The sequence below is a fragment of the Streptomyces sp. NPDC020379 genome (genome assembly GCF_044387105.1).
GTDB lineage: Bacteria > Actinomycetota > Actinomycetes > Streptomycetales > Streptomycetaceae > Streptomyces.
On record NZ_JBIRVR010000009.1, the window covers coordinates 209,300 to 225,973 of the forward strand.

11 protein-coding genes are annotated in these 16,674 nt (G+C 73.6%); 9 read left to right on the forward strand and 2 right to left on the reverse strand.

The window, feature by feature from the left end:
• Positions 1 to 2 precede the first annotated feature (2 nt).
• On the forward strand, positions 3 to 1,415 hold the full coding sequence (locus tag ACH427_RS15125) for an NAD(P)/FAD-dependent oxidoreductase (RefSeq protein ID WP_398869889.1): 1,413 nt from the start codon (positions 3 to 5) through the stop codon (positions 1,413 to 1,415).
• Positions 1,416 to 1,565: 150 nt separating this feature from the next.
• Positions 1,566 to 2,036 (forward strand): hypothetical protein, encoded by a 471-nt coding sequence (locus ACH427_RS15130; RefSeq protein ID WP_398869890.1) that lies wholly within the window; start codon positions 1,566 to 1,568, stop codon positions 2,034 to 2,036.
• On the opposite strand, the gene ACH427_RS15135 is transcribed toward ACH427_RS15130, so the two are convergent.
• Together ACH427_RS15135 and gabT are read right to left on the reverse strand one after the other, a co-directional pair.
• The gene (locus ACH427_RS15135) at positions 1,954 to 2,853 is read right to left on the reverse strand and encodes a phosphatase PAP2 family protein (RefSeq protein ID WP_398869891.1); all 900 of its coding nucleotides are present in this window, start codon (positions 2,851 to 2,853) and stop codon (positions 1,954 to 1,956) included. The two genes, ACH427_RS15130 and ACH427_RS15135, sit on opposite strands and share 83 nt — an antisense overlap.
• A 124-nt stretch (positions 2,854 to 2,977) precedes the next feature.
• Entirely contained in the window at positions 2,978 to 4,327 is a 1,350-nt protein-coding gene (gene gabT, locus ACH427_RS15140) for a 4-aminobutyrate--2-oxoglutarate transaminase (protein ID WP_398869892.1), read from the reverse strand.
• Positions 4,328 to 4,615: 288 nt separating this feature from the next.
• Here gabT and ACH427_RS15145 point away from each other — a divergent pair, with 288 nt between their 5' ends.
• From ACH427_RS15145 to ACH427_RS15175, 7 genes are all read left to right on the forward strand, one after another.
• On the forward strand, positions 4,616 to 7,078 hold the full coding sequence (locus ACH427_RS15145) for an ATP/GTP-binding protein (protein WP_398869893.1): 2,463 nt from the start codon (positions 4,616 to 4,618) through the stop codon (positions 7,076 to 7,078).
• A 135-nt stretch (positions 7,079 to 7,213) separates the two neighbouring features.
• On the forward strand, positions 7,214 to 8,842 hold the full coding sequence (locus ACH427_RS15150) for a PucR family transcriptional regulator (protein ID WP_398869894.1): 1,629 nt from the start codon (positions 7,214 to 7,216) through the stop codon (positions 8,840 to 8,842).
• A 332-nt stretch (positions 8,843 to 9,174) separates the two neighbouring features.
• Complete coding sequence (locus tag ACH427_RS15155; protein WP_398869895.1) at positions 9,175 to 10,620, forward strand: aldehyde dehydrogenase family protein; 1,446 nt, start codon at positions 9,175 to 9,177, stop codon at positions 10,618 to 10,620.
• Between the two features lie 207 nt (positions 10,621 to 10,827).
• Positions 10,828 to 11,796: an NADP-dependent oxidoreductase gene (locus tag ACH427_RS15160; protein ID WP_398869896.1), complete on the forward strand. Its 969-nt coding sequence runs from the start codon at positions 10,828 to 10,830 to the stop codon at positions 11,794 to 11,796.
• Between the two features lie 157 nt (positions 11,797 to 11,953).
• Entirely contained in the window at positions 11,954 to 13,888 is a 1,935-nt protein-coding gene (locus ACH427_RS15165) for an acyl-CoA dehydrogenase family protein (RefSeq protein WP_398869897.1), read from the forward strand.
• Positions 13,889 to 13,976: 88 nt separating this feature from the next.
• A complete protein-coding gene (gene dxr / locus ACH427_RS15170; RefSeq protein WP_398869898.1) occupies positions 13,977 to 15,254 on the forward strand; it encodes a 1-deoxy-D-xylulose-5-phosphate reductoisomerase in 1,278 nt (425 codons plus the stop codon).
• The gene (locus ACH427_RS15175) at positions 15,251 to 16,552 is read left to right on the forward strand and encodes a M50 family metallopeptidase (protein WP_398869899.1); all 1,302 of its coding nucleotides are present in this window, start codon (positions 15,251 to 15,253) and stop codon (positions 16,550 to 16,552) included. The genes dxr and ACH427_RS15175 overlap by 4 nt, the downstream gene beginning before the upstream one ends.
• Positions 16,553 to 16,674 lie beyond the last annotated feature (122 nt).

A 16,674-nucleotide genomic window follows, 5' to 3' on the forward strand; every position in this document is an offset into this window, starting at 1 on the left:
CCATGGCCTCTCGTGCCATGAACCCTGCACAATCACTTTCCGAAGCCGCCCCCCGGCCCTACTGGCTCGACGACCCCTCCCGGCCGGAGGCACTCCCCTCCCTCGTCGGCGACGAGCACACCGACCTGCTCGTCGTCGGCGGCGGCTACTCCGGGCTGTGGACCGCGCTCCGGGCCAAGGAGCGCGACCCGGCCCGGGACGTCGTCCTCATCGAGGCCCAGGAGACCGGCTGGGCCGCCTCCGGCCGCAACGGCGGCTTCTGCTCCTCCTCCCTCACCCACGGCTGGGCCAACGGCCAGGCCCGCTGGCCCGGTGAACTCGCCGCCCTGGAACGGCTGGGCCGCGGCAACCTCGACGCGATCGAGGCCACCATCGCCCGCCACGGCATCGACTGCGACTTCGAGCGCACCGGCGAGATAGACATCGCCACCGCCCCCCACCAGCTCCAGGAGCTCCGCGAGGCCGCCGACGAGGTCGCGGAACTGGGCCTGCCGCACTACGAGTTCCTCGACCGGGACGCCCTGCGCGCCGAGGTCGACTCCCCGACCTTCCTCGCCGGCCTCTGGGACCGCACCGGTGTGGCCATGCTCCACCCCGCCCGGCTCGCCTGGGGCCTCAAGCGCGTCTGCCTGGAGCTGGGCGTGCGGATCTACGAACACACCCCCGGCACCGAGCTGTCCTCGCGCTCCGCCGGTCTCGCCGTCCGCACCCCGTACGGCCGCGTCTTCGCCCGCCACGCCGCCCTCGGCACCAACGCCTTCCCCTCGCTCGTCAAGCGCGTACGGCCGTACATCGCGCCCGTCTACGACTACGCGCTGATGACCGAGCCGCTGAGCGAGGAGCAGCGCGCCGCCATCGGCTGGCAGCGACGGCAGGGGCTCGGCGACGCCGCCAACCACTTCCACTACTTCCGCATCACCCGCGACCACCGCATCCTGTGGGGCGGTTACGACATCGTCCACCACTACGGGGGCGGCGTCCGGCCGGAGTACGACCACCACCCGGCCACGTATCAGAAGCTCGCCGAGCACTTCTTCCGCTGCTTCCCCCAGCTCGAAGGGATCCGCTTCACCCACAACTGGGGTGGCGCCATCGACACCTGCTCGCGCTTCTCGGCCTTCTTCGGCACCGCTCACGGCGGGCGGGTCGCCTACGCGCTCGGCTACACCGGCCTCGGCGTCGGGGCGAGCCGGTTCGGCGCGGACGTGATGCTCGACCTGCTGAGCGGGGAGCGCACCGAGCGGACCGAGCTGGAGATGGTGCGCAGCAAGCCGCTGCCCTTCCCGCCCGAGCCCGTGCGGACCATGGGCATCGGCATCACGCAGTGGGCGATGACCCGCGCCGACGAGAACGGCGGCCGCCGCAACCTCTGGCTCAAGGCCATGGACAAGGTCGGCCTGGGCTTCGACAGCTGAGCCGTCCCACCGCCGCGCGCCGGAGTGTCCGGCAGCGCCCGGCGGTGAAACGTTCGCCTCAGGTCGTGCCGCGAACCCGTGTAATGATCCGCCCTCCCGGCCCTCTCATCCGTGAATGCAGAAACAGGCACTCACGGAACGGAGGACCTCATGAGCGACGGAGCGGGGAGGCGGAGCGCGGTGGAGTGGCTGGTGACGGCCGCCCCCGACCCCGGGACCTGCCGATGGGAGTGGGAGCGCAATCCGCTGGGGATCGCGCTCCTGCCCGCCGGGCGGGTCTGGGACGTGCTCATCCTCCCCAGCGTGCTCGGTCACCCCACCCTGGACGTCCTGTCGCGGTGCACCGACCTGATCGGTCCCGTCCTGGCCGACTACGGGGACAGCCGGATGGGTTTCTTCGTCCCACCGGGCACGGCCGCCGGCTGGGTCGCGACCGGCGTGCGGTCCGTGGGGAGAGGCAGTTGGGTCGTCGTCCCGCACCCCGGCCGGGCCGCCTCCGGCATCCGCTGGATCGTCCCGCCGGACGGCAGCGGAACCCTCACGGATCCGGCGGTCCTTGAGCTGTCGATGCACGAGGCGGCCGTGCTCCTCGCCGGTGATCCGCGCCGGGAGGACGGCTGAGTGCGCGTGCCAGGCCCCACAGCAACACCCCCGACAGGCACCAGCTGCCGAGTACGTCCAGGGGCCAGTGGAAGCCGCACCGGACGAGCCCGACGGCCACGCCCGCGTTGACGGCGGCATACGACGCCACCGCGAAGGCCCGTACGCGGCCCGGCCGGTGGAGCAGGAACAGCAGCGCGGCCGCTCCGTAGGCGACCGCCGCCGTGGCGGCGTGGCCCGAGGGGAAGAAGCCGTCCCGCACGCCCGCCATGGCGGCCGGTCCCGGCCGCCCGACGGCGTCCTTGACGGGCACGACCAGCGCGGGGACGGCGGCCATGGTGAGCGCCGCGCACAGCGGCGGCCACCAGCGCCGGGCGCCGGTGGCGCGCAGCGCCGAGACGGCCATGGCCAGTGCGAGCACGGGCAGGGCGACCGTCGCGTCGCCGAGGTCGGCGAAGAAGTGGGCGGCGCCGCCCGGCAGGGCCGAGCCGGATACCGCGCGGCCCGCCCGCTCGTCGAGGGCGCGCAGCGGTCCGTGGGTGACGACCTGCCAGGTGAGCAGCGCGAAGAGGAGGGCGCAGAGGCCGGGGAGGAGTCCGGAGCGGAGAGGTCCCCGGGCCGACGGCCCCGGAACAGGGGGGGAGGTTCCGAGGCCGCCGTGGTGACCGGGGTGCCGCGCGCCCCGGGGGGTATGGGGCGGGCGGCCGTCCGATCGGTGAGGATGCCCGGAGCCGAGGGCTCCGGTGATGCTGTGCGCGAAGGCACGACCGGGTCGGCGACGGGGATTCGCCGGCACGGCGGTGTCCGCAGTCCCCTGCGGACGGGGTGTTGCATTCATCTGCAGAAACCGTACGGCAGGGCGGGGCGTCCGGACAGCCGGATCACCCCTCCACCACCCGCCCCGCACAGGTTCTTCACCCCATGACGACCCCAAGCCGCGATTACCGCGGCATTACCGCCGGTTACAGACGTGTGAACGCGGTCTCGATGATGTCCAGGCCCTCGTTCAGCAGGTCCTCGCCGATCACCAGCGGCGGCAGGAAGCGCAGCACGTTGCCGTACGTGCCGCAGGTCAGGACCAGCAGGCCCTCCGCGTGGCACGCCTTCGCGAGCGCGCCGGCCGCCTCCGGGTTCGGGTCCTTGGTGCCCGGCTTGACCAGCTCGATCGCGATCATCGCGCCGCGGCCGCGGATGTCACCCACGATGTCGGTCTTCTCCCGCATCGTGGCCAGGCGGCCCTTCATGACCTCCTCGATGCGCTTGGCCTTCGCGTTGAGGTCCAGCTCGCGCATCGTCTCGATCGAGCCGAGCGCCGCCGCGCACGCCACCGGGTTGCCGCCGTACGTGCCGCCCAGGCCGCCCGGGTGCGCCGCGTCCATGATCTCCGCGCGGCCGGTGACGGCGGCGAGCGGCAGGCCGCCCGCGATGCCCTTCGCCGTCGTGATCAGGTCCGGGACGATGCCCTCGTCCTCGCACGCGAACCACTGGCCCGTACGGCAGAAGCCGGACTGGATCTCGTCCGCGACGAAGACGATGCCGTTGTCCTTCGCGAACTGCGCGATGCGCGGCAGGAAGCCCTTGGCCGGCTCGATGAAGCCGCCCTCGCCGAGCACCGGCTCGATGATGATCGCGGCCACGTTGTCCGCGCCCACCTGCTTGGTGATGGCGTCGATGGCCTGGGCCGCGGCCTCCTCGGCGCAGTTCTCCGGGCCGGTCGGCCAGCGGTAGCCGTACGCCACCGGCACGCGATAGACCTCGGGGGCGAACGGGCCGAAGCCGTGCTTGTACGGCATGTTCTTGGCGGTGAGCGCCATCGTCAGGTTGGTCCGGCCGTGGTAGCCGTGGTCGAAGACGACGACCGCCTGGCGCTTGGTGTACGCGCGGGCGATCTTCACCGCGTTCTCCACCGCCTCGGCGCCGGAGTTGAACAGTGCCGACTTCTTGGCGTGGTCGCCCGGCGTCAGCTCGGCGAGCTGCTCACAGACCTCCACGTAGCCCTCGTACGGCGTCACCATGAAGCAGGTGTGGGTGAAGTCGGCGAGCTGCGCGGACGCGCGGCGCACGACGGCCTCCGCGCTGGAGCCCACCGAGGTCACGGCGATGCCGGAGCCGAAGTCGATGAGGGAGTTGCCGTCGACGTCCTCGATCACACCGCCGCCGGCGCGCACGGTGAACACCGGCAGCGTCGAGCCCACGCCCGCCGCGACCGTCGCCGTCCGGCGGGCCTGCAGCTCCAGCGACTTCGGGCCGGGGATCGCGGTGACGACGCGGCGCTCCTGGGGGAGGGACGGGCCTCCGGTCAGTGCGGTCATGAGGGGCTCCAGGGGGATGAACGAGATCAGTCGGGCTTGCAGTCGCAGGCTAGGGGTGCCGGGCGGGGCCGGGCATGTTCCGTTCGGGAGAAGTGCGCGCGCCGCCTTGTCCGCGGCGGACATGGCGGGCCGCCCGCTCCGGCGGCGCGCCACCTGCGGGTGATCATGACCATACGGGGGCGTGGCATCCCGCGGGTCACCTGAACTCCCCGCGTACGCCTATTAGATTGAGCGGCGGCGCGCACGTCGGACACGCGGTACACGAGTTCTGGTGGGGGCAAGGCAGCGATGGACACTGAGGGCACGTTCGACTCGCCGGGCGCACGGGGGCCGCAGGAGCCGGCCGGGCACCGGGGTGTGCCGCCGAGGCCCGCCGCGCCGCCGCGCGTGCCGGCCGTCCCCCCGCAGGGCGCCCCGCCGGCCGCGCACCAGCAGGAATCGCCCTTCATGGCCTGGCTGCGCGCCCCGCGCGCCGAGGCCCAGCCCGGCGTCTGGGCCTTCGACCACCGGCCCAGGGCCCCCGAGGAGCCCGGCCGGGTGCCCGGCAGGCAGCTGATCAGCGGCGCGGTGATCGCCTTCCTGTGCGGCTGGCTGTTCTGGTCACTGCTGTGGCACGGCTATCTCGGCCCGTACTGGAAGTGGCCGCTGCGCGCCATGGCGCCGGGGTCGTGGCAGGACGGCACCGAGGAGTGGATGATCGCGTCGTACATCTACTACGCGCTCGCCGCCTGCGTCCTCGCCGTCGGCTTCGGCCGCGTCGGCCGGTGGCCCGAACTGTGGCGCCGCTTCGTCACCCCCCTGTGGGAGCGCTTCTGGCGCCGGATGCCGCCCTCCGTCAGCCCGCCCCGGCCCGAGCGCCTCGCGCGGGGGACACTCCTCGGCCGGGCGGCCGCGGCCTTCGCCGGCGTGTGGGTGGTGTGGCTGCTGTGCTGGAACGGCGCGGTGGGCAGCGCGTGGATCTGGCCGCTCGTCGCCTTCACCCCGGACTCCTGGGACCCGCTCTCCCGGCTCTACGCCGGATACACCTACTACGCCCTCTTCACCCTCCTGCTGCTGTCCATCGCCTGCCGCGTCGGCTGCTGGCGCGAGGTCCGGCGCCGCTTCGGCCCCGCCGACCAGCGCGGCCGCCGCCACGACCCGGGCCACCCGGCCCGCACCACCGCCCACCCGCAGGGCGACCCGGCCGAGTGGCCCGAACTGCGGGCCGCCGGGGCCCACGACGCCGCGCGGCTGCTGGCGGCCGAGGCGCGGTCCGGGGCGATGAACGACGTCGACCACTCCCGCATCCAGCGCGCCTGGGAGTCGGTGCGCGGCCGGCCCGGCCGGCTCGCCTCCTTCACCGAGGCCGTGCTCCGGCACGGCGCCGCCGCCTGCGCCCATCCCTCCGGGGCGCGCGACCTGCCCGTACGCGCCGCCCGGCACGACCTCGTCACCCGGCAGGTGCGGCTCGGCACCGCCGCCGACGACCAGCGCAACCCCTACGCGCACCGGGGCGCGGGCTGCGCCCTCGACCCGGAGCTGCTGGGCACCTCGCTGCTCGCCGTCGGCCCGCCCGGCAGCGGCAAGACCGACCGGCTGGTGCGCCCGGTGCTGGAGTCGCTCTGCCTCCAGGCGCTCGCCGGACGCGCTGCGGTCGTCGCGGTCGGCGCGGCGGGCGCGGGGCTCGCGCCCGACGAGGCGTTCGACATCGTGGTGCGGATCGGGCGCCCGGACTCGGCGTACGACCTCGACCTCTACGGCGGGACGGACGACCCGGACGAGGCCGCCGCCGTGCTCGCCGAGGGGCTCGTCGGCGACCTCACCGCCACGCTCCCCGGCGAGGGCGGCCGCCGCGCCGCGACCGCGCTCGCCCAGATCCTCGGCCCCTACCGCGCCGCCCACGGCCGCTTCCCCTCCGTGCCGGAGCTGCGCGAGCTCCTCGACGGGTCGGCCACCGCCATCGGCGCGCTGCGGAACGCGCTCGTGGCCGCCGGGCAGGACGCGCAGGTGCGCGAGCTCGACGCCCGCGAACGGCAGGCGCGGCGCGACGGTGACGCCGGGCCGCTGCTCGCCGACCGGCTGGCCCTCCTCGACCGGCCCGCCTTCGCGCGCTTCTTCGACACCACCCGGCCCGGCCGCACCTTCTCGCTCCGCACCCTCGAACACCCCCTGCGCGTGCGGATCGACCTGCCGGAACGGGGGCACGCGGAGGCGTCCCGGATGCTGGCCCGGCTCGTCCTCGCACAGTTCACCGAGTGCACCGTCGGCCGCGCCGACCGCTCGCTGTTCGCCTGCCTGGTGCTCGACGACGCGACCCACGCCGTCACCCCCGAGGCCGTGCGCGGGCTCGGCCGGCTGCGCTCGGCCAACGCGGGGGCCGTGCTCACCCTCCGCACGCTCGACGACGTGCCCGAGGCGCTGCGCAGCGCCCTGCTCGGCGCGGTCGGCTGCCGGATGGCGTTCTCGGGCGTGACCACCTGGGACGGCGCGCGGTTCGCGGAGGTCTGGGGCAAGGAGTGGGTGGAGGCCCGGGACATCACCGACCGTCAGGTCATCGCCCACGAACCGCTCACCCGGGCCACGCACATCCTGCGCCGCCTGGTCACCGGCCGGGCGGTCACCGCGCAGTCCGTGACCGTCCGCAAGGTGGAGCGCGAGCGCTGGTCCGCCTCCGAACTGGCGCACGCCGTGCCGGCCGGGCACGCGGTGCTGTCGGTGACCTCCGTACGGGGGGCGAGCGCGCCACCGGTGCTGGTCGACCTCATGAAGTGAGCCGGGGAGCGGAGGGAGCGCGAACGGAGGCGGTCCGGAATGCGACGTACGCGTTCCCCGCGAATCCTCCATTGAGGCAGAATCGGGAACAGCCGTTCATACGGGACGGCACAGTCGCCCTCTTCCGAAGGTGCCATGCCTCCCACCCTCGCCTCCCTCGTCCGCCACTCCGCGCTCAAGCTCGCCGTGCTCGCGGGGGCGGACCGGCTGGACACCCCCGTCCGCTGGGCACACGTCAGCGAGCTCGCCGACCCCGTGCCGTGGATGGACGGCGGCGAGCTCCTCCTGATCACCGCGATGAAGATCGACGCGGCCGACCCGGAGGTGACGCGGCCGTACGTGCGCCGCCTGGTGCGGGCCGGGGTGGTCGGGCTCGGCTTCGCGGTCGGCGTCAACTACGACGAGGTGCCGCGGGCGCTCGTCGAGGCCGCCGAGGAGGAAGGGCTGCCGCTGCTGGAGGTGCCCCGGAAGACGCCGTTCATCGCCATCAGCAAGGCGGTCTCGGCGGCCATGGCGGCCGATCAGTACCGCGCCGTGACCGCGGGCTTCGAGGCACAGCGCGAGCTGACACGCGCCGCGCTCGGCCCCGACGGCCCCGCCGCCCTGCTGGCCCGGCTCGCCGCGCACCTCGACGGGTGGGCCGCGCTCTACGACACCTCGGGCGCCGTCGTCGCCGCGGCCCCCGACTGGGCCGCGCGCCGGGCCGCCCGGCTGACCCGCGACGTCGAACGGCTGCGGGAGCGCCCCGCGCCGGCCACCGCCGTCGTCGGCGCCGATCCCGCCGAGGAGGGTGCCGACCGGGTCGAGCTCCAGTCGCTGGGCTCCGGCCGCCGGGCCCGTGGCGTCCTCGCCGTCGGCACGGCCGCCCCGCTGGGCACCGCCGAGCGCTACGCCGTGCAGTCCGCGATCGCGCTGCTCACCCTCGCCACCGAACGCTCCCGTGCCCTCCAGGACGCCGAGGCGCGGCTCGGCGCCGCGGTGCTGCGGATGCTGCTGGCCGGGGAGCCGGACCACGCGCGGGCCGTCGCCGGGGATCTCTACGGGAGCCTGCTGGACGCCCCCTTCCGGGTGCTCGTCGCGGAGGCGGCGACGGAGGAGAAGGAGCAGGCCGGCGACGCGCCCGGCCCCCTCTCGGTGCTCGCGGACGCCGTCGACACCGCGGCGGGCCGGGTGGCGGAGGCCGTCCTGGTCGTGCCGGACGGCGAGCGCCTCGTCGTCCTCGCCTCCGACGGCGGCGCGGCCGTCGCGGCCTGCGCGGAGCACGCACGGGCGATCGAGGAGCGGCGGGGCACGAAGGCCCGGCCGCGGGACCGCAGCGCGGCGGCGCCCGACGACGACCTGGTCGTCGGCCTGTCGGCCCCCGTCGGGACCGTCGCCGCCGCGTCCGCCTTCCGCCAGGCCGAACAGGCCCTGTCCGTGGCCCGCCGCCGGGGCCGGGTCCTGGTCGAACACGAGGAGGTCGCGGCCGGCTCCGTCCTCCCGCTGCTCGCCGACGACGCCGTACGGGCCTTCGCCGACGGGATGCTGCGGGCGCTGCGCGAACACGACGCGACGGGCCGCGGTGACCTCGTCGCCTCCCTGCGGGCGTGGCTCTCGCGGCACGGCCAGTGGGACGCGGCGGCGGCGGATCTGGGCGTGCACCGGCACACGCTGCGGTACCGGATGAGGCGGGTGGAGGAGATTCTGGGGCGCTCCTTGGACGACCCGGATGTGCGGATGGAATTGTGGCTGGCGCTGAAGGCGACGTCGTCGCCGGCGGAGTAGGCGGGGCGGTTCGCGCCCGCGGCGGGCTTTTTCCCTGCCCGCCCCTTCCCGGCTGCGTCTGATGTGCGGCTCCGCCGCGTGGGGGCTGCGCCCCGGACCCCGCAACACGGCTTCGCCGCGTTGTCCTCGATCGCCGGACGGGCTGATGGTGCTGGTTACGGTCCGCGCCATCAGCCCGTCCGGCGATCGAGGGCGCACCCCCAAGCGAACCCCAGCCCTACAAATCGGCGCGCCGCCGCACCCCGCCGCTCCACCAAGGACAATCCGCCGCCACCCGCCCCGCCCCTACCGTGGGGGAGCCACAATCATCCGTACCCCCCGGAGGGAAAACCGTGACTGCTCCCCACGCGTTCTGGCTGGCCGGCCGCGAGGCCCTCGGCGAGGAGACCTTCGACGTCACGAACTCCTGGGACGGCCGTCTCGTCGGCACCGTGAGCGTGCCCACCGAGGCGCAGGTCGAGGAGGCCGTGGCCGCCGCGCACGCCGTGCGGGAGGAGTTCGCCGCGACCCCCGCGCACGTACGGGCCGCCGCCCTCGACCATGTCGTGAAGCGGCTCACCGAGCGCACCGAGGAGATCGCCCAGCTGATCTCCGCGGAGAACGGCAAGCCCATCAAGTGGGCCCGGGGCGAGGTCGGCCGCGCGGTCTCCGTCTTCCGCTTCGCCGCCGAGGAGGCCCGCCGCTTCAACGCCGGTGACGCCCAGCGCCTGGACACCGACGCGGGCGGCACCGGCCGCCTCGCGCTGACCCGCCGCTTCCCCCGGGGCACCGTCCTCGGCATCGCGCCCTTCAACTTCCCGCTGAACCTGAGCGCCCACAAGGTCGCCCCGGCCATCGCGGTGGGTGCGCCGATCATCCTGAAGCCCGCCCCGGCGACGCCGATCTCCTCGCTGGTCCTCGGCGAGATCCTCGCGGAGACGGACCTGCCCGCGGGTTCCTGGAGCGTGCTGCCGGTCCCGAACGACCGGATGCCGGCCCTCGTCAAGGACGAGCGCCTGCCGGTCATCTCCTTCACCGGCTCCGGCCCGGTCGGCTGGTCGATCCTGGACTCGGCGCCGCGCAAGCACGTCACCCTGGAGCTCGGCGGCAACGGCGCGGCCGTCGTCCTCGCCGACTGGTCCTCCGAGGAGGACCTCGACTGGGCGGCGCAGCGCATCGCCACCTTCTCCAACTACCAGGGCGGCCAGTCCTGCATCTCCGTGCAGCGCGTCATCGCCGACGCCTCGCTCTACGAGCGGCTGCTGCCGAAGGTCGTGGCCGCCGTCGAGGCGCAGGTCACCGGTGACCCGTCCGACCCGGCGACCGAGGTCGGCCCGCTGGTCAGCGAGGACGCCGCCAAGCGCGTCGAGTCCTGGGTGGACGAGGCCGTCGCGGCCGGCGCCAAGCTGCTGGCCGGTGGCAAGCGCGAGGGCGCCACGTACGCCCCGACCGTGCTCGCCGACGTCCCCGCCGACGTGACGATCGCGTGCGAGGAGGTCTTCGGCCCGGTCCTCACCCTGACCAAGGCGGACGGCGAGGCCGCTGCCTTCGCCGCCGTCAACGACTCGCCGTACGGCCTCCAGGCGGGCGTCTTCACGCACGACCTCCAGACCGCCTTCCGCGCGCACCGCGCGCTGGAGACCGGCGGTGTGATCATCGGCGACGTGCCGTCCTACCGCGCGGACCAGATGCCGTACGGCGGCGCCAAGCAGTCCGGCGTGGGCCGCGAGGGCGTGCGCTACGCGATGGACGACTACACCTACGAGCGGGTGCTGGTCATGACGGGCCTGGCTCTGTAGGTCCGCGAGGCAGGTCCCGCGAGGCAGGTCCCGCGGGCGGTCGAGGACGGCCGGGGTGCGCACGGGGGCACCCCGGCCGTTCGCGTGTCCGGCCGCACCTCATGGCCCGATCCTTGCGAACCATGACAGTCAGGCCACTCGTCGGGGCGCGCCCCCCGCGACAGGCTGGACACGTCGAAGAGCACGATCGCAAGGAGCCCCACCGCCATGACCGCCACCTCCGCAGCCCCCGCCCGCATGCGCGCCGTCATCCAGGAGACCGCCGGCGGCCCCGAGGTCCTGAAGCTGGTCGAGACCGACCGCCCCGCGCCCGGCCCGACCGAGATCCTGGTCCGGGTGCACGCCGCGGGTGTCAACCCCACGGACTGGAAGACCCGCGAGCGCGGCTCCTTCTACACCGGCGACACCGTCCCCTTCACCCTCGGCTTCGACGTCTCCGGCGTGGTCGAGGCGATCGGTGACGGCGTCACCCTCTACGCCCCCGGCGACGAGGTCTACGGCATGCCCCGCTTCCCGCACCCGGCCGGTGCCTACGCCGAATACGTGACGGCGCCCGCGCGGCACTTCGCGCCCAAGCCGCGCGGCCTCGACCACGTCCAGGCCGCCGCCCTGCCGCTCGCCGCGCTCACCGCCTGGCAGGCGCTCGTCGACACCGCCGGTGTCCGCGAGGGGCAGCGGGTGCTGATCCACGCGGCGGCGGGCGGCGTGGGCCACCTGGCCGTACAGATCGCCAAGGCCCGCGGCGCGTACGTCATCGGCACGGCGAGCGCCGCCAAGCACGACTTCCTCCGCGGGCTCGGCGCCGACGAGCTGATCGACTACCGCGAGCAGGACTTCGCCGAGGTGGTCCGCGACGTCGACACCGTCCTGGAGGCCATCAGCGGCGACTACCCCGCCCGCTCCCTGCGCACCCTGCGCCCCGGCGGCACCCTCGTCTCCCTGCTGGCCCTGACCGACGAGGTGCGCGCGGAGGCCCGCGAGCGGGGCATCCGGGCCACCCGCATGGTGGTCGAGCCCGACCTCGGGGGCCTGAAGGCCCTGACCGAACTGGTCGAGACCGGGCGGCTGCGTACCGAGATCGCCGCGGCCCTGCCGCTGGCCGACGTCGCCAAGGCGCACCGGCTGGGCGAGACCGATCGCACGTCCGGGAAGATCGTACTGACGGTCGAGGGCTGAGGCGGCCGCCGTCGCCCGGGAGCGGGAGGCTCCGGGCCGGGGGCCGGAACGTTGCGCGAGGTCTGGTAGACGTCCCGCGGAACGGGTACATACGGTCGAGTAGCACCGGTCGGTAGCCGACCGGGACGGCCCCGACTGAAGCGGCGAGGTGCCTCTCATGACCGCACCATCCGTACGACCGGTCTCCGAGCGCGAAGCACGCCAGGTCGCCGAAGCGGCCCGGGAACAGGACTGGAAGAAGCCCAGCTTCGCCAAGGAACTGTTCCTGGGACGCTTCCGGCTCGATCTCATCCACCCGCACCCGACGCCCGCCATGGAGGACGTGCGGCGCGGCGAGGAGTTCCTCGCCAAGCTCCGCGACTTCTGCGAGACGCGCATCGACGGCGCGCTCATCGAGCGCGAGGCGAGGATCCCGGACGAGACGGTCAATGGGCTCAAGGAGCTCGGCGCCTTCGGGATGAAGATCGACACGAAGTACGGCGGCCTCGGCCTCACCGCCGTCTACTACAACAAGGCCCTCGCCCTCGTCGGCTCCGCCAGCCCCGTCGTCGGCGCGCTGCTCTCGGCGCACCAGTCCATCGGCGTACCGCAGCCGCTCAAGCTCTTCGGCACCCAGGAGCAGAAGGAAGCCTTCCTGCCCCGCTGCGCCCGCACGGACATCACCGCCTTCCTGCTCACCGAGCCGGACGTCGGCTCCGACCCGGCCCGGCTGGCGACCTCGGCCGTCCCCGACGGCGACGACTACGTCCTGGACGGCGTCAAGCTGTGGACCACCAACGGCGTCGTCGCCGACCTCCTGGTGGTGATGGCCCGGGTGCCGAGGAGCGAGGGCCACAAGGGCGGCATCACCGCCTTCGTGGTCGAGGCGGCGGCGGAGGGCGTGACCGTCGAGCGCCGCAACGCCTTCATGGGCCTGCGCGGCATCGAGAACGGCGTCACCCGCTTCCACCAGGTCCGGGTGCCCGCCGCCAACCGCATCGGCCCCGAGGGCGCGGGCCTGAAGATCGCCCTGACCACCCTCAACACCGGCCGGCTGTCCATCCCGGCCATGTGCGTCTCCGCGGGCAAGTGGTCCCTGAAGATCGCCCGCGAGTGGTCGGCCGCGCGCGAGCAGTGGGGCAAGTCCATCGCCCGCCACGAGGCCGTCGGCGCGAAGATCTCCTTCATCGCCGCGACGACCTTCGCCCTGGAGGCCATCCTCGACCTGTCCGGCCAGATGGCCGACGAGGACCGCAACGACATCCGCATCGAGGCCGCGCTCGCCAAGCTCTACGCCAGCGAGATGGCCTGGCTGATGGCCGACGAGCTGGTCCAGATCCGCGGCGGCCGCGGCTACGAGAGCGCCGCCTCCCTCGCCGCCCGCGGCGAGCGCGCCGTGCCCGCCGAGCAGATGCTGCGCGACTCCCGCATCAACCGGATCTTCGAGGGCTCCACCGAGATCATGCACCTGCTGATCGCCCGCGAGGCCGTCGACGCCCACCTCTCGGTGGCGGGCGACCTCATCGACCCGGACAAGTCGCTGGGCGACAAGGCGCGCGCGGGGGCGCGCGCGGGCGGCTTCTACGCCCGCTGGCTGCCCAAGCTCGTCGCCGGGCCGGGACAGCTGCCTCACACCTACGCGGAGTTCCACCCGGCCGGTCACCGCGACCTGGCCACCCACCTGCGCTACGTCGAGCGCTCCTCCCGCAAGCTCGCCCGCTCCACCTTCTACGCCATGTCCCGCTGGCAGGGCCGGATGGAGACCAAGCAGGGCTTCCTCGGCCGCGTCGTCGACATCGGGGCGGAGCTCTTCGCCATGAGCGCCGCGTGCGTGCGCGCGGAGCGGCTGCGTGCCGAGGGCGACCACGGGAGCGAGGCGTACGAGCTCGCCGACGTCTTCTGCCGCCAGTCCAGGATCCGCGTCGAGGAGCTCTTCGGCCGGCTGTGGACCAACACCGACGAGCTCGACCGCGAGCTCGTCTCCCAGGTCATGTCGGGTGCCTACGAATGGCTGGAGGCCGGCATCGTCGACCCCAGCGGCGACGGCCCCTGGATCGCCGACGCCACCCCGGGCCCGGCCCGGACGGAGAACGTCCACCGGCCCATCCGCTGACCCGCTCCCGGCCGGTACATGACCTCGCGGACGGCGGGCGGGGGGATCCCTGTCCGCCCTCCGGCCGGGAGAGGCAACAATGGAGTCCATGACGGACTCCCTCGCTGACCCGCATCTGCGCTACTCCGCCCCCACCGCCGCGGGCGAACCGCGCGAGATCGTGATCCTCGGTTCCACCGGCTCGATCGGCACCCAGGCCATCGACCTCGTGCTCCGCAACCCCGGCCGCTTCACGGTGACGGCCCTCTCCGCCGCCGGGGGCCGGGTGGGGCTGCTCGCCGAGCAGGCGCACCGGCTGCGGGTCCGTAGGGTCGCCGTCGCCCAGGCCGACAAGGTGCCCGCGCTGCGCGAGGCGCTGGCCGCGCGGTACGGCTCCGAGCGGCTGCCCGAGATCCTGGCGGGGCCCGACGCGGCCACCGAGCTCGCCCGCGGCGAGTGCCACACCGTGCTCAACGGCATCACCGGCTCCATCGGCCTCGCGCCGACCCTCGCCGCCCTGGAAGCGGGCCGGACGCTGGCCCTGGCCAACAAGGAGTCGCTGATCGTCGGCGGCCCGCTGGTCAAGGCGCTGGCCAAGCCGGGGCAGATCATCCCGGTCGACTCCGAGCACGCCGCGCTCTTCCAGGCGCTGCTGGGCGGCACCCGCGCCGAGGTCCGCAAGCTGGTCGTCACCGCCTCCGGCGGGCCCTTCCGGGGCCGCACGAAGGCCGAGCTGACCGCCGTCACCCCCAAGGACGCCCTGGCCCACCCCACCTGGTCCATGGGCCCGGTGATCACGATCAACTCCGCGACCCTGGTCAACAAGGGCCTGGAGGTCATCGAGGCGCACCTCCTCTACGACATCCCCTTCGAGCGCATCGAGGTCGTCGTCCACCCGCAGTCCTACGTCCACTCGATGGTGGAATTCACCGACGGCTCCACGCTCGCCCAGGCCACCCCGCCGGACATGCGCGGGCCCATCGCCATCGGCCTCGGCTGGCCCGAGCGGGTCCCGGACGCGGCCCCCGCCTTCGATTGGACCAAGGCGTCCACCTGGGAATTCTTCCCGCTCGACGACGAGGCGTTCCCCTCCGTCGGCCTCGCCCGGCACGTCGGCACCCTCGGCGGCACCGCGCCCGCGGTGTTCAACGCCGCCAATGAGGAGTGCGTCGACGCGTTCCTCTCCGGCGCGCTGCCGTTCAATGGCATTGTCGATACCGTCGCCGAGGTGGTGGCGGAACACGGCACACCCGCCGCGGGAACTCGCCTCACCGTCCCGGACGTCCTGCAAGCGGAGACCTGGGCCCGCGCCCGGGCCCGTGAACTGGCAGCGCGTACGGGCCCGGCGGCCCGTACCGCGCACACGACCTCGGAGGCCCGCGCATGACAACCCTGATGACGGTCCTCGGGATAGTCGTCTTCGTGGTGGGCCTGCTCTTCTCGATCGCCTGGCACGAACTGGGACACCTCTCCACCGCGAAGATCTTCGGCATCCGGGTGCCGCAGTACATGGTCGGCTTCGGGCCGACGATCTTCTCGCGGAAGAAGGGCGACACCGAGTACGGCATCAAGGCCGTGCCGCTCGGCGGCTACATCCGCATGATCGGCATGTTCCCGCCCGGCGCGGACGGGAAGATCAGCGCCCGCTCCACCTCGCCCTGGCGGGGCATGATCGAGGACGCCCGCTCGGCCGCCTTCGAGGAGCTCCAGCCGGGCGACGAGACGCGGCTGTTCTATACGCGCAAGCCGTGGAAGCGCGTGATCGTGATGTTCGCGGGCCCCTTCATGAACCTCGTGCTGGCGGTCGCGATCTTCCTCGGCGTGATGATGTCCTTCGGCATCAACACCCAGACCACCCAGGTCTCCACCGTCTCGGCCTGCGTGGTCAAGGCGACGGACAAGACCGACGCCTGCCCCAAGGGCGCCAAGGACTCCCCGGCCAAGGCCGCCGGCCTCCAGCCGCGCGACAAGATCGTCGCGTTCAACGGGCACCGCACCGACGACTGGGCCACGCTCCAGGCCGAGATCCGCAAGACCACCGGACCGGCCACGATCACCGTCGTGCGGGACGGGGCGCGAAAGACCCTGAACGCCGACCTGATCTCCAACCAGGTCCAGAAGTACGACGGCAAGGGCAGCCCCGTCAAGGGGCAGTACGTCACGGCGGGCTTCCTCGGCTTCACGCCCGCGACCGGTGTCGTACCGCAGTCCTTCGGCCAGTCCGTCGACCGGATGGGCGACATGGTCCAGTCCGGCGTCGAGTCGCTGATCGCCCTGCCCGGCAAGATCCCGGACCTGTGGAACGCGGCCTTCGACGGCGGCGAGCGCAAGGCGGACTCGCCCATGGGCGTGGTGGGCGCGGCCCGTGTCGGCGGCGAGGTCTTCAACCTCGACATCCCGCCGTCGCAGCAGGTCGCGACCATGCTCTTCCTGGTCGCGGGCTTCAATCTCTCGCTGTTCCTCTTCAACATGCTGCCGCTGTTGCCGCTGGACGGCGGGCATATCGCCGGAGCGCTGTGGGAGTCCCTGCGCAGGGCCTTCGCCCGGGTCTTCCGCCGCCCCGACCCCGGCCCCTTCGACGTCGCGAAGCTGATGCCGGTGGCCTATGTGGTGGCCGGGATCTTCGTCTGCTTCACGCTGCTGGTGCTGATCGCGGACGTGGTGAACCCCGTCCGCCTCACCTAGCCCACGGACCCGCGCGGCATGGCCGGGCGGGCGGGATTGCGCGAGCCCGCGTTTTCCAGCCCGTCCGGCCTTGCCGTAACCTCGAAGACCGGAGCCCGCCGATCTCGGGACCTTGATTCACA